This is a genomic window from Calditrichota bacterium, assembly GCA_016867835.1.
Classification (GTDB): Bacteria; Electryoneota; AABM5-125-24; order Hatepunaeales; family Hatepunaeaceae; genus VGIQ01.
Map to the genome: position 1 here is coordinate 63747 of VGIQ01000001.1, position 14149 is coordinate 77895.

A 14149-nucleotide genomic window follows, 5' to 3' on the forward strand; every position below is an offset into this window, starting at 1 on the left:
GGTCTTACCTACAACCCACGAATACGATCCATGATCTGGTCGGCGATAGCTTGATAGGCTTCCTTTTCGGAGCGTCCCGGTGGAAGATCGGGCCGGAAGGGTTCGCCGACGTCGATCCGCAGTTCACCGCGATGTCTTGTCAGGTAGAGCAAGCCGCTCAAGCCCTCCCGCAGATGATGTGTGCCGCTGACTCTAACCGGTAGAACCGGGCTACCTGTCCGCATGACCAGAAGCCCGATTCCAGGCTTGGCGCGCAGTTCGGAGCCGATGACCGAGCGGCGTCCTTCGGGCAGGATCACCAGAGCCTTGTCGCGATCAAGCAATTCGAGCATCGTCGCAAGCGACTCTCTATCGGCACCCCGCCGTCGCACCGGCAGGCAGTTCCAATAGCGCAGGAGCCACTTCAGCGGCCCAACGAAAGCCTCGATCTCGACTGCGAAGTGAACTTCCCGCGGCAGAAAAGCGCCGACCAATGGCCCGTCGGCACGGGAATAATGGTTGACGGCGATGATGAGTCGCCCGGTCCGGGGGACGCGCTCAAAGCCGGTTGCCCGGAGACCCCAGAGGACTTTTGCCAGCACTCGCGCGAACGCCTGTGAAAACGCATAGCCCCGCCTCACGCGAACCGGCTCCCGAGCGAGTAATTTCTCAGCCGCGACTCACATCCGCGACCGCATCGACCAACGCCGGCACAACCGGCATCACGAGATCGCCCGACTGCTCGCCCATCAGACAGATCTGCAGCCAGTTGCGGGCGACCAGGTAATAACTGCGGTAACTGAGCAAATAGCCCTTCTCCATCATCCGGTCGCCGACCTTGACGGAGTCGATCCCGGGCGGAAAGACAATCGTAATAACCGCAGGGGAGTAGATCTGGTCCTCGCCGACGAGATTGAATCCCGCCGCCCGAAGTTCTGCACGAAGGCGGGTCGATAGTGCGCTTTTCGCGGTGGACGATTCGACATTACCGGCGGTCTCAAGAGCCCTCTTCAAGGCATAGACGAGGTTCGTCGAGATGGTGTAGGGAAGCCCCTGATGCTCCGCATAGTAGCCTATGTCGAGGTATCTCGGGAGGCGCTGCGGCTGGGGACGCACCCGGTGATTGTAAAAGATCAGGGCGAGACCGGGAAACCCGGCGAGGGCTTTACCCGATACCGATGCCGCCATATAGACGCCGCGCAGATCAAGCGGCACCGCGCCGAGGCTGCTCATGCAGTCGAGGCAGAGTTTGATCCCGCGTTGACGACAAATGCGTTTGACGCCGGGAAGATCGTTGACGATCCCTGACGAGGTCTCACAGTGCACCATCCAGAGCCACTTCACTGACCCCATCCGGTCGAGTTTGCGGGCGATCCGGTCGAGCGGCAGCGGCTCGCCCCATTCCGATTTAAGGACCTTATAATCGAGTTGCCAGCGACGGGCGTGATCGACCAACCGGCCTCCAAATTCACCGTTGGTGACGACCAGTCCTCGTCCTTTCAAGCCTGCAATCTGACCGGCAACGGTGTCATTGCCAAGCGTTCCCGAGCCCATTAGAATCTCGACGAACTTCGCCCCCGAAAGACGCCTTAGGGACTCCTTGATCAACTGGACATCGGCGACGAACTGAGCCCCGCGATGCGACACCGGCAGATCGGCAAAGACCCTCCGGACGTCCTGTGAGATCGCTACCGGGCCGGGCATGAGGTTGACTTTAGGCAGGAGCGCCACGTCGGCGGCGCCGTTGGGGGAGAATTCCGGCAGCCGCGTAGCAAAGTCCTCCAGGGTCAGCATCATCGGCTGGAACTGCGCTTCACCAGTCCCGACCAGATGCGCAAAGGGCTTGAACCCCAGATGGCGGTAAAGTTTGATCTGTCTGGTGGTGCCGGAAATGAGTGCGAGGTTGTAGCCTTTGGTGCGGGAGTACTCGATCAATTTCAGAATGAGCCCTTGCAGCAGCGTCGCGCCGCGGTGCGCCGGGTCGATGGTCAAAAGGCGGATTTCGCAAGCCGTCCGGCCGGGCGGGATGAAGGTATTCAGGTTGGATAACTTGGCATCGAGCGAAAAGGGGCGCTTGTCCCGCATCGCCAGCATTCCGATGACCTGCTGCTCTTTCACGGCGATGACGTAGGTGTTCTCGGTGTGAAACTTATCGACCAGAACGCCTTCGCCGTTAGGATTGTGCTGGGGTATCTCCTCTACAAACGCCCGGTAGTTGAGCCGGTGAATCTGCTCAAACTCCCACGGCTCGGTGGCGATCCTAAAGGTGAATCCGGTTGGCGTGGACATAGATGGAATCTTTTTGCTCAAGTGCAAAATGCTGAGTGCTCGAGTGTTGGTGCAAGGTGCTCAAGTGCTCCTTTGTTGAATGCACGAGTGCCGGGCACTCAGTCCTGCTGGCTGCCGCTCAGGAACCCGGCTGAGAACATCCGCTCCATCTCGGGATCGGTGAACCTGCCGTCTTTACGAATCAACTTGCCGTCGAACCAAACCTCGCCGCCGCCGTATTCGGGACGCTGAATAAGGACCAGATCCCAATGCACTGCCGACCGGTTGCCGTTGTCGGTTTCCTCATAAGCCTGTCCGGGGGTGAAGTGGAGCGAGCCGGCGATCTTCTCGTCGAATAGAGTATCCTTCATCGGGTGCAGGATGAAGGGATTCAGTCCGAGCGAGAATTCGCCGATGTAACGGGCGCCTTCGTCGGTGTCCAGGATGCGGTTCAATTTCTCGGTCTGCGGCCCGGCGGTCGCTTCGACGATCTTGCCGTCCTTAAAGACGAACCGGATATTCTCGTAGATATGCCCCTGGTAGAGCGACGGGGTGTTATACTGGATGGTGCCGTTCACCGACGTCCGCACCGGCGCGGTGAAAACTTCGCCGTCCGGGACGTTGCGGTGGCCGTCGCATTTGCGCGGGGGGACGCCCTGGATAGAGAACGACAGGTCGGTGCCGGGAGCGGTGATGCGCACCTGATCGGTCGCGTCCATCAGGGCAAAGAGGCGGTCCTGCGCCGCCGACATCCGGTCGTAGTCGAGGATGCAGACCCGATAGTAGTAATCGGCGAAGGTCTCTTGAGGCTGCTGCGCAAGTTGCGCCATGGCGTTGTTGGGATACCTTAGGACGACCCAGCGGGTCTTTTTGACACGCTGTTCGAGGTGCACCGGGTGATAGAAGAGGCGGTTGAACCGCTCGAGTTGCGCCGGCAGAATGTCAGCCAGATCGAATGGGTTGTCCGATCCACGCAGACCGATGTAGCAATCGGCGCGGGTCATCAGTTCGAGGTGCAGTTCCGCCTGCCGCTTCATCTGATCGTCCGTAGCCCCGGCGATGAATTGGCGCAGGAGCGACTCGTCGCTGTAGAACCAAAAGGGCGTCGCTCCGCGCTCGGTCGTCAGACGCAGAACGGACTTGGCGAGGTCGAGCGTCTCCCTACCCTTGACTTCGAGATAGAGCGTCTCGCCAGGCTTCAGGGCGAGTGAATAGTCGAGCAGGATGCTTGCGAGGCGGTCGTTGCGGGGATCAGGCATAGGATATGAGTATCGAAGGACGATTAACGAATAACGAACCACAACTCTCTTCAGCAAGTCAATATAAGCGCTCAAGCCCGGTTGGACAAGAGGACTTGAAGCCCAAGCCTGGGTATCTGTCATCCCGGCGTATCGTCATAAGAGGTGGCTTTGAATGGCGGGCGCTTGAAATTATATTAAAGGACTTATGAAACTAACCGAGTGGAATCTGGAACAACTCGATCAAGCCCTTGCCGCCGATTTAGGGCCGTTGCTCGCGGCCTTTATGGCACCGTGGTGCGAGCCGTGCCGCACCGTCGCTCCGCTGCTCGAAGGCGTTGATGAAGACTTTAACGGCCGGGTCCAACTGGTGCGAATCGACATCGAAGAGCATTCCTCCCTCGCGAGTCGTTATCGCATCCGCGCCATACCGACCTTGATCCTCTTCGTCAAGGGCGCCGAACGAGGCCGCATTGTCGGAGCCGCCGCCCGGACGGAAATCGTCAAACGGGTGCGGAACCTGATGCTCTAATGTTAGTGTTAATGCTAATGTCAACGATGACAAGCCGGGGCTGCGGGGGGATTCCGGCGATCCCTGCCGATCTTATGTTTGGTGCTTGCCAATGAACCACTCGCCCCGATTCGGAACCGCCTGAAATGCCGCGCGTTCGTCGGGTCGAACCGCGTCCTTCCCGACCCCCCCGGTCTCGCAAAGGCCGGTTCACCTACTTCCTCTTTCTTATCCTGATTGCCCTTCTGGCGCTCGATTGGCAGTTTCGCCTGACCGAACGTATCATTGGGCGGCATCTGGTGCGGCACAACGACGAGCGCGAGCCGTGGGGAACGCTCTGGACGATGGAGGAGAAAGCGCGCACTGCATCGCGTCGAATGGAGGAAGAGTCGGCTCAACTCGGCCTCTTGCGCGAACGGGCTGACCGTGCCGGGTCGTTCGGCGAGATTGCAGAACTGCTCGGCGACGGTGAAACCGTCGTCCTGTCGCCTTCCCGCTTCGTAAGCCTCTATTTGGCGCTGCCGGAGATGCTCCGGCCGGATTTGATCCCGCCCAAAGACCTCCTGGCGCATTACTATACCAGTGACTGGCGGCGCACGCTCCTGACCCGCCCGGGCGGGCTGGTAGCGGGCTGCCGCGCAGTGCTGCTCGACGCTCACGACCAGCCGCTCCTGACACTTCACCTTGAGCCGCGATTTCTCTTCACTTCAGCAAAAGCCCGCACTTTGGCGACCGGCGGACTGGCGGCCGATCCGGCATTCGCCGGTCGCATCTACCCCGGCGAGAAATTCATCCAGTATCTCTTCATTCTGCCCGAAGCCGACCGCAACAACCTTTTCCCGGACCCCGAGATGCTCCTGTCGCTTCCCAAGCCGCTGCGCTATGTCGGATTGGCGCCCGAGCGAGGAGATGGGTTTGCGGTCATCGGATTCGAAGCCGCTGGCGAGGCGGGTCCGGTCGTCGCAACGCACCCGATCTCACCCCGCACCTTCGAACGGCTCGCATTTGCATTGACCTGGGAGGGCAGCGATACGCTCTTTGCGCCCTCGTCCGACGGCGGTGAAGCCTACCCTGTCGAGCCTGACGAATCCGAGGTCGGGGAGTAGCGATGCGGCGGCTGCTCATAGTGGTCAACCTGCTGATACTGATCGTCATAGCGGGCGGTGTCGCAGCCTACTATCGACTGGCGCCCGGCATTCCGCGGTTGCCGGACGACCTGCGGCTTTTGGCTTCCACCCCTGCGACGGAAGTCTATAGCCGGGGCGGAGAACTGCTGGGCCGACTGGGTGGACGCCATTATATCGCCCTCGACCGAATATCGCCGCACTTCCTGAACGCTGTCGTTGCCGCCGAAGACCGGCGGTTCTTCGAGCATCGGGGCATCGACCGAATTGCGACGGTGCGGGCGCTGTGGCAGAATCTGCGGCAGCGCGGCGACGCCCCGGGCGGTTCGTCTATCACCCAGCAACTTGCCAAGAACCTCTTCTTCTCCTTCAAGCGGTCCTGGGAGCGCAAGGCGCTCGAAGCGCTCACCGCCTTCGCCATTGAGGCGCGATTCTCTAAGGAGGAGATCCTTGAAGCCTACTGCAATCTGGTCTATTTCGGGCGGTTTGCTTACGGCGTCGAACGGGCATCGCGCACCTATTTCAACAAGCATGCCCGGCAGTTGGAACTGCACGAAGCGGCGCTGTTGGCCGGTCTCCCAAATGCCCCGGCGCGGCTCGATCCGTTCAGCAACCCGGATCAGGCGCGCGAGCGGCAGCGGCTCATCCTTGAGCGAATGGCCCGTGCCGGCTATATTGAGTGGCGACAGATCGACAGTCTGACTGCCCGGCCGGTGACGCTCTCAAATGCCGCTCCGCCGCCGGAGAGGGGTTCGTTTGCCGTAGATGCCGCACTCGAAGGGGCTCGCGGCAGGTTGAGTGGCGACCTCGTCAATTACGGCGGGGTGAAGATTTACACCACCATTGACCCACGTCTGCAGCGGATTGCCGAGCGCAAGGTCGCAGCCGGCGTCGATCTCCTCGAGCGCAGCATTCGTCCTCCTAAGGTGGGTGAAGACCCCTCCGGCCGGCTCGAAGGCGGTCTCGTCGCCGTTGAAGTGAAGAGCGGCCAAATCGTCGCTCTGGTCGGCGGCCGCAACTACCTCGACAGCCCCTATAACCGCGCCACCCGGTCGCGCCGCCAGCCCGGTTCAGCCTTCAAGCCGGTGATCTACCTAACCGCTCTTGAGCAGGGCAACATTACGCCGGCATCAGTCTATCGCGATGAACCGGTTGCGCTCAAGATCGACTCGCGACGCACCTGGAGGCCGACCAATTTCGATAAGCGCTTCACCGGCCCGGTGGTGCTGAAACTTGCGCTGATGAAGTCGATCAACACCGTTGCCGCGCAGTTGATAAGTGAGACCGGCCCCGATAAGGTGATCGCCACCGCCCGCCGACTCGGCATTGAGTCGCCGCTCGAGCCGCATCTGTCGCTGGCACTCGGCTCGACCGGGCTCACCATGGTCGAAATGGCGACCGCGATTGCGACCATCGCTCGGGAGGGCTACTTCATCGAGTCGCGCCTCCTGTCGCGAATAGAGGGCCCCGGCGGCGAGACCCTGGCGTCGCTTGCATCTGCCGGTGAGCAGCGTTTCGACCCGGAGACGACTTATATGCTTATCGATATGCTGTCCGGCGTCCTCGATAGCGGCACCGGGACAATTGTGAGGCGGCGCGGATTCAGCGGGACGGCGTTCGGCAAAACCGGAACCTCGAGCGACTACCGGGATAGTTGGTTCGTCGGAGCCAGTCCGCATCTGGCTGTGGTCGCCTGGGTAGGCTACGACGACAACCGCAAGATGTATCTGAAGAACGGCGTCGGCGTTACCGGCGCTTCGGGGGCAGCGCCAATCTGGGCCGACTTTATGATCGCCGCGACGGAAGGCGATCCGCCGCGCGAGTTTCAGGTGCCCGACGGTGTCGAACGTTCTTTCGTAGAACCTGTTACCGGGCGCGTCAGTCGCAACTATCTGGACGGGTATCTGCCGGTAATGCTCAAATCGGAGTCTAAATCGGGGTGGTTTGGGTTTTGAAGGGAAGGCGATTAAGTGCCGTGGGTCGGGCGATGATTCTGATCCTGCTGACCGCGAGCGTTTCGCTTGCTGCCGGACCTCCCTATATCTGCGCAGTCTGCGGCAAAGAGATCACCCGTCAAGCCGGCGTCGTCGATGGCAAACTCTACCATCCCGAGTGCTTCCGCTGCACCACCTGCGGCGAAGCCATCCAGGGCGACTACTTCCGCGACAATGACGGGAAGTATCACCACAAGGGCTGTTTTGAAGCCCGCAACCGGCCGGTATGCGCCTGGTGCGGGCGCGTAATACTCGACCGCAAATACACCGGCTACCGGGGAAAGTCCTACCACAACGACTGCTTCAAGCGACGGGTGGCGCCGATTTGCGACATCTGCGGCGAAGCCCTCACCGACTCCTCCATCACCGACTTCTGGGGCACCCAGTTTCATTCCCGACACGCCGGGGAATTCCCTATTTGCACGGTCTGCGGACGGCTTATCGCTCGCGACGGACGGATTATCGCCAGGGGGCGGCATCTCTGCCCGATCTGCCTCGAAACGGCGGTCACCGATCCGGCCGCTGCCCGGGCGCTGCTTGAGGAAGTGCGCGAACAACTTGCCTCAATAGGGATCGTAGTGACGACGCTCGGTCTCCGGATCGAACTGGTAACCGGCGAATGGCTTGCCGCAAGCCGCAGCAGCGACGTCGTCGGGCCGCATCCTTACGCCGCGACGCGCTGGCAGGCCGGCAATCCCCGCGACGGCGACGAAACAGCAGTCATCTATGTCCAAACCAGCCTGCCCGAAGATCTAACGCGCGGCATCATTGCCCACGAGATGATGCATGTCTGGCAGCATGAACACCGTGCCGACAACCTCCCGTCAGACTTGCGCGAAGGCAGCGCCAACTGGGCTTCATCGCTGATCTACAATCGCTCCGGCACCGGTCGCGGGCGATTCTTTATCAACAACTTCGAGAAGTCGCCTGACCCGGTCTATGGCGAAGGCTATCGCAAGATCGGCAGGTATGCCGACAGCCGCGGCGTCGAAGGGGTGCTCGATCTGCTGCGCATCGAGAGCGCACTGGCAGGATCGGGGCGAGGACGGAGATAGCAATCAAGTATCAAGTGTCAAGTGTCAAGTGATCGAGAGTCCTGTTGTCAGTGATCGGGGTTGGAGGTTAAAAGACCTACCGGCAAAAAAGTCCTCCCTCGGCTCCTTCCTTAATCCAGTAATTTCCACTACTTAAGCCTTACGTCCCGCTGGCACGGCGGTTGCTTTGTTTCGCTGCGAAGGAAAAGCAAAGCCTGACCGATGCTGAAAGAACTTCTTTTCGACGCGACGCACATCCCGATCCTGGGACGGGGCCTCGATGCCTACGCCCTCAGGCAGCGCGCTATTGCGTCAAACATCACCAATGCCGAAACACCCGGTTACGAGCGGCGCATCGTCAAGTTCGAGGACCAACTTCGGGAAGCGCTCGGCCAGAAGGCTCTCGCCGGTTCGGGCGACCGCCGCGGCTCGTCCGGGATGCGTCCCGATGCCGTCGAGCCGAAGATCGACTACGATCCCAAGCCGAGCGACATCAACGACCTCAACAATGTCGATATCGACGCCGAGATGGCCGCACTCGCCGAAAACCACATGCAGTTCAACATGGCGGTGCGGCTACTGAAGCATAACTTCGAGATGCTGAACCTCAGCATCCGCGGGCAGTAATATGGAAAAAATTTCCGGCCTCTTCGCTTCGCTGAGGATAAGTTCATCCGGTCTGGCCGCTCAACGCCGGCGAATGAACATCATCGCCGAGAACCTCGCCAACGCCAACACCACCAAGACCGACGAAGGCGGGCCTTACAAGCGCAAGATCGTCCGCTTCTTTGAGCAATTGAAGAGCGCTGAAGTGCGGCGCGGTGCGGCAGAGCAGCGCGACGAGGGCTTAGAATCGACGAGCAGCGGGCATATCAGCGGCGGTTCCGGCAGCCAGGTGCTCCGGCGCACCTATTCCGGGGTTCGGATCGAAGTGGTGCAGGACAAGGCTGAGCCCGAGCGGGTCTATGATCCGACTCATCCCGACGCCGATGAAGCCGGATACGTCGCTATGCCCAAGGTTGACACCATCGTCGAAATGGTCGATATGATCACCGCTGCGCGAGCCTACGAAGCCGGGGTCACGGCTATAAACACGGCCAAGGATATGGCACGCAAGGCTCTGGAAATATAGTCCATGAATTCGACCGAACCGGTTCGTCCCGACTCCTCTGCAGTGCTTGCCTTACGCCGCGCAGCGCTTGAGGAGCAGACCGCCAGGGCTATCCAGCGGGCGCAGAAACAGTATCTGGCTAACAACTTGAACGGGAATTCGCCCCGCCTGCCGGCGCCTGGCCCGGCGCACCTCGGCTCGCGCATCGACGTGGAGGCATAGCCCATGGCTGACAACATCATCCGCCTCGACCAACTCCACCCCCCCCGGCTTCAACCCTCGGAGGTTAGGCCGCTCGCGACTCCGTCGCCTGCCGATCAACCCGGTTTTGGCGATGTCATCAAGAAACTGGTGAGCGACGTCAATTCTGCCCAGCAGTCGGCCGAGACCGCGACCAACCAAATGATGACCGGCGAACTGGAAGACGTCCATCAGGTCGTAGTGGCTATGGAAGAGGCGCAGGTCAGTTTCCGGCTCTTGATGGAAGTGCGCAACCGGATGGTCGAAGCCTACAAAGAAGTGATGCGAATGCAAGTTTGATATATATGGCTTCAATCTTCTGGTCTTAGGCTTGAATGTCATGGCTTTAGGCTGATCCGACAACCGATCATTTGCTACGGCTCCAACTTCGTTTTTCAATTACGTTTCCATGCCTTCATTTATCGCCCAAATCGTCACCCTCGTCCGAACGCTCTTCCGCCGACTCCCGGCAGAGAAGCGAACCGGGATGATCGTCTCGTTCCTGCTCATTGCGGGCGCGACAGTGGCGCTCCTGATATGGGCCATCAGGCCGCAGTATAAGGTCCTCTACAGCGATCTATCGCTGGAGGATTCGGGGCAGATCGTCGAAGTCCTGCAGAAGGAAGCGATCCCGTTCAAGTTGGAACAGGAGGGCCGTCGCATCCTGGTGCCGTCGAGCGTCGTATATCAGACGCGTCTGAAGTTGGCGGCGTCCGAACTACCTCGCGAGCATGGCTCGGGTTGGGAACTCTTCGACCGGTCGAATCTCGGCGTTACCGACTTCGTCCAGAAATTGAACTACCGTCGGGCGCTGGAGGGCGAACTGGCGCGTACGATATTGCAACTTGATCCGGTCGAAGCGGTGCGGGTCCATCTGGTCATCCCGGAGGAGAGTCTCTTTCGGGAGAACCGCAAGGAGCCGTCGGCGTCGGTAACATTACGGATGAAGCGCGGCAACCGGCTCGCACAGGCGCAAGTTACCGGTATCGGTTACCTCGTCTCGTCGTCGGTCGAAGGGATGTCGCCGGAGAATGTGACAGTGCTCGATTCGCGAGGCAATATCCTCTCGGAGCGAGTCGAGACGAACCCGCTGGCACGGCTCTCGTCGAGCCAACTCGAACTTCAGCAAAAGGTCGAAGCCAGCCTCGTCCTGAAGGGTCAGGAACTGCTCGACAAGCGCTTCGGGTCCGGCCGGTCGGCGGTGCAGGTAACCGCCCTGCTCAACTTCGAACAGCGCGAGTTGTCCCGGGAGTCCTACGACGCCGACAACCCTGCAGTGCGGTCGGAGGAGATCAACAGCACGACGTCGATGGGCTCGGACACCTCCTCGTCCAATACCCAGTCCCAGATCACAAACTATGAACTTAGCCTGACCCGGGAGCGGACGGTTGGATCGGTAGGGGATATCAGGCGACTCTCGATTGCGGTGATGGTCGATGGAAACTACACGACCACCGGCGAGGGCGATGAAGCTGTCCGGGAGTTCAGCCCGCTGCCGCCCAAGGACCTCGACGAAGTGCGCAACACCATTGTCGCCGCGCTGGGTTACGATGAAACCCGCGGCGACGAGATCAGCGTCGTTTCGGTGCCGTTCCGTTCGGGAGAACTGTTCGACGATGCGCACTTCACCAGCGTCAACCGCTGGGATATGGTCTTCCAATATGGCCAGAAGGTGGTGATGTTCGCGGCCGTCATCATCCTCCTCCTGATGCTGCGCAACTTTGTCCGGCGGGCTCAGGCGACGGCAGCGATGCTGACCGCAGCACCTCAGATTCCGGGTGGACTCGAGCCGGCGATGCAGATTGCCGGAGCAGGGGCAATCGAGCGCCAGGCGCTGCCGCCGCTCGACAGTCCAACCGACGAAGACACTCGCCAGGCGCGGCGCGTTCAGGAACAGATATCGACCTTTGTCTCCGAAAAACCAGACGTCGCGGCCCGGCTGGTGCGGTCGTGGCTGATTGAGGATTAAGCCTCTACCAACCGAAGCACAAGACCCAAATCCCAATTCCAAAATCGTCGTGAACCGTCCTGCCGCCGATAGCGCTACCAGCGTCCGCAAGGCCGCCATCTTTATGATCTCCCTCGGCACCAAAGGCTCAGCCCAGGTGCTTAAACACCTTGCCGAAGAAGAGATCGAGAAACTACTCGCCGAGATCTCGCGCATCCGGACGCTCCAGCCGGTCGAACTGGAGAACGTCCAGGGCGAGTTTCAGCAAATGGTGATGGCGCAGCAGTTCATCGCTTCGGGTGGCCTCAATTTCGCCCAAGACGCACTAAAGGAAGCGCTTGGCGAGTCTAAGGCGCTCGACATCCTCCGCCGCGTCCAGTCGGCTTTGCAGGTGAAGGGGTTTAACGTCTTGAAGCACGTCGATACGAATCAGTTGCTCGCCTTCCTCCAAAAAGAGCATCCCCAGACCATAGCACTTGTCCTGACCCAGTTGACTCCGCAGCAAGCCGCCAATCTGCTGACCGAGCTGCCCTCGTCAACCCAGATCGACGTGGTGCATCGCATCGCCCGGATGGAGCGCGTTTCACCCGACACCTTGAACGCCGTTGAAAAGGTGCTCGAGACGCACATCGATTTCTCCCAGGGCGCGTCGGCTTTCGGCGGGGTCAAGAACGCCGCCGAGATGCTCAATATGGTCGGACAGCGCTACGAGAAGCATATCCTGAGCGGCATTTCGCGGGAGAATCCGAACCTCGCCGTCGAGATCAAGAACCTGATGTTCGTCTTCGAGGACATCATCGCCCTCGACGACCGGGCGATCCAGCGGGTTCTGAAGGAGGTTGACAATAAAGACCTGGCAATGGCACTCAAAGCCTGCAGTGACGACCTGAAGAAGAAGATCCTGGCAAATATGTCGAAGCGCGCCTCGGAGATGATTGCCGAGGAACTGGAGTATATGGGCCCGGTGCGGCTGCGGGAGGTTGAGGAAGTCCAGCAGAAGATCATCGACGTCATCCGGCGCCTCGAAGACGACGGAGAAATCGTCCTGGCGAGCCATTCCGCCGACGACCAGTTGGTATGATGATACTATTAAGAAGCGTCCGGTCGCACTCATGTGCTGGGCGGACGTCCTCGTCCGCCCGCATCACATCTTCACGCCACACGCCGGTCAGGTGCGACCGGCATGCACAACATCATATATCCTTGTGCTTCAACTATAGAATACTGCGATGCCGAACGTAGCCGCCCGCATCGAACGGGGCACCTGGAGGCCTTCGGAGGGGCGGCTGATCGTCGATATCCGGCCCGATGGGTTCGTTACTCCCGAGGAACGAGAGCGGGAGCGGCTGCTGAATGAAGTCCGCGCTGAGGAAGCGGTTCAGCGACGCATCGAGGAGGCATGCCGGAAAGCCTTCGATGAAGGCTATCGCAAAGGTCTCGCCGATGGCCGCGCCGACGTAGCCGCTGAGCGTGAACTGCTAACCGGGATGTTCGGTGAGATCGAGGAGGGCCTCGAAATGGTTTGGAATAGTGCGCGTAGGGAATTGGGGGAGTTAGCCCTCGCCATTGCCCGCCGGGTGATCGGCGAACTCGCGGAGACGAAAGGCGAACTGGCGAAGCATCTCGCGCTCGAACTGCTCGGCAAACTGAAGGATCAAGCCCGGATCGCAGTGGTCGTCAATCCCGACGATGCCGGGGCGCTGCGCGCCGCCGAGGTCGATCTCTACCGCGTCGCCGAAGGCGTCCGGTCCATCGAAATCGTCGAGCGCGATGCGCTGCCGCGCGGAGCGGTGTTGCTTGAGGGGGACTACGGCGCGATACACCTTAGGCCGCTCGATCAGATCGAGCAGGTCGGGCGGACAATGTTGGGAATGTAGAATGAAGAATTCAGCATTTGATTCAAGAGCGCAGAGTTGCGAGTGAGAGCATGAGTTCGTTGCCGGCACCAAATCCCGCGCTATGGTTCGACCAGTGGCGAAGAGCGGTCGACAAAGCGCCTCAATATCGCGCTGTCGGTCGCGTTCGACAGGTCATCGGACTGGTGATCGAATCGGAAGGTCCGGCGGTTTCGGTCGGCGACCGCTGCACCATCGCGAGCCGCCGCAACGGCGCGGTGCTCGCCGAGGTCGTGGGCTTTCGAGGCAGTCGGGTGCTGCTGATGCCGGTGGGGGAAATGGACGGCGTCGCGCCGGGCAGCGAGGTCGTCGCGGCGGGCGATCCGTTCACGGTGTCGGTGGGGGAGAACATGCTCGGACGGGTCGTAGGCGGTCTGGGGCAGCCGATCGACCATAAAGGGCCGATACCGGGCGGCATCCCGCGCCCGATCCACGCCTCGCCACCCGATCCGCTGAAACGCCGACCGGTTCGCGAACCTCTTGCCACCGGCATCCGCGCCGTCGATGCGATGCTCACCTGCGGCAAGGGCCAGCGCTTCGGCATCTTTGCCGGATCAGGCGTCGGCAAGTCGGTGCTAATGGGGATGGTGGCGCGCTACACTTCAGCCGATGTCAATGTAATCGCTCTGATTGGCGAACGGGGCCGGGAGGTGGGCGAATTCGTCGAAAAAAGCCTCGGTCCGGAGGGTCTCAAGCGGTCGGTGGTGGTAGCCGTAACCTCGGACCAGCCGGCCTTGATGAGGATCAAGGGGGGGATGACGGCGACGACGATTGCCGAATACTTTCGCGACCAGGGCGCTGATGTGA

The 14149-nt window shown here is 60.6% G+C and carries 15 protein-coding genes; 12 read left to right on the forward strand and 3 right to left on the reverse strand.

What is annotated here, in order from left to right; genetic code table 11:
• Positions 1–8 precede the first annotated feature (8 nt).
• From FJY67_00340 to FJY67_00350, 3 genes are all read right to left on the reverse strand, one after another.
• Complete coding sequence (locus tag FJY67_00340) at positions 9–620, reverse strand: 1-acyl-sn-glycerol-3-phosphate acyltransferase (GenBank protein ID MBM3327905.1); 612 nt, start codon at positions 618–620, stop codon at positions 9–11.
• 28 nt (positions 621–648) lie between these two features.
• Positions 649–2268 carry an aminotransferase class V-fold PLP-dependent enzyme gene (locus FJY67_00345; GenBank protein ID MBM3327906.1) on the reverse strand — a complete coding sequence of 540 codons (1620 nt, stop codon included), beginning with the start codon at positions 2266–2268 and terminating at the stop codon, positions 649–651.
• Positions 2269–2366: 98 nt separating this feature from the next.
• Positions 2367–3506, reverse strand: coding sequence for an aminopeptidase (locus FJY67_00350; protein MBM3327907.1), 1140 nt, complete (start codon positions 3504–3506; stop codon positions 2367–2369).
• A 187-nt stretch (positions 3507–3693) separates the two neighbouring features.
• Here FJY67_00350 and FJY67_00355 point away from each other — a divergent pair, with 187 nt between their 5' ends.
• The 12 genes from FJY67_00355 to FJY67_00410 all read left to right on the forward strand — a co-directional run.
• Positions 3694–4017 (forward strand): thioredoxin family protein, encoded by a 324-nt coding sequence (locus FJY67_00355; GenBank protein MBM3327908.1) that lies wholly within the window; start codon positions 3694–3696, stop codon positions 4015–4017.
• Between the two features lie 125 nt (positions 4018–4142).
• Complete coding sequence (locus tag FJY67_00360) at positions 4143–5102, forward strand: hypothetical protein (GenBank protein ID MBM3327909.1); 960 nt, start codon at positions 4143–4145, stop codon at positions 5100–5102.
• Between the two features lie 2 nt (positions 5103–5104).
• Entirely contained in the window at positions 5105–7075 is a 1971-nt protein-coding gene (locus FJY67_00365) for a PBP1A family penicillin-binding protein (GenBank protein ID MBM3327910.1), read from the forward strand.
• 32 nt (positions 7076–7107) lie between these two features.
• Positions 7108–8169, forward strand: coding sequence for a protein DA1 (locus FJY67_00370; GenBank protein ID MBM3327911.1), 1062 nt, complete (start codon positions 7108–7110; stop codon positions 8167–8169).
• A 201-nt stretch (positions 8170–8370) separates the two neighbouring features.
• Positions 8371–8775 (forward strand): flagellar basal body rod protein FlgB, encoded by a 405-nt coding sequence (flgB, locus tag FJY67_00375; GenBank protein ID MBM3327912.1) that lies wholly within the window; start codon positions 8371–8373, stop codon positions 8773–8775.
• 1 nt (position 8776) lies between these two features.
• Positions 8777–9280 (forward strand): flagellar basal body rod protein FlgC, encoded by a 504-nt coding sequence (flgC, locus tag FJY67_00380; protein ID MBM3327913.1) that lies wholly within the window; start codon positions 8777–8779, stop codon positions 9278–9280.
• A 3-nt stretch (positions 9281–9283) separates the two neighbouring features.
• Complete coding sequence (locus FJY67_00385) at positions 9284–9481, forward strand: hypothetical protein (protein MBM3327914.1); 198 nt, start codon at positions 9284–9286, stop codon at positions 9479–9481.
• A gap of 3 nt (positions 9482–9484) precedes the next feature.
• Positions 9485–9799, forward strand: a complete 315-nt coding sequence (fliE, locus tag FJY67_00390; GenBank protein ID MBM3327915.1) for a flagellar hook-basal body complex protein FliE — start codon at positions 9485–9487, stop codon at positions 9797–9799.
• A 109-nt stretch (positions 9800–9908) separates the two neighbouring features.
• Positions 9909–11468 (forward strand): flagellar M-ring protein FliF, encoded by a 1560-nt coding sequence (gene fliF, locus FJY67_00395; protein MBM3327916.1) that lies wholly within the window; start codon positions 9909–9911, stop codon positions 11466–11468.
• A gap of 103 nt (positions 11469–11571) precedes the next feature.
• Positions 11572–12528, forward strand: coding sequence for a flagellar motor switch protein FliG (fliG, locus tag FJY67_00400; GenBank protein MBM3327917.1), 957 nt, complete (start codon positions 11572–11574; stop codon positions 12526–12528).
• 148 nt (positions 12529–12676) lie between these two features.
• The gene (locus FJY67_00405; protein MBM3327918.1) at positions 12677–13324 is read left to right on the forward strand and encodes a hypothetical protein; all 648 of its coding nucleotides are present in this window, start codon (positions 12677–12679) and stop codon (positions 13322–13324) included.
• 50 nt (positions 13325–13374) lie between these two features.
• Positions 13375–14149, forward strand: a 775-nt coding sequence (locus FJY67_00410; protein MBM3327919.1) for an EscN/YscN/HrcN family type III secretion system ATPase, incomplete at its 3' end; no start/stop codon positions are given.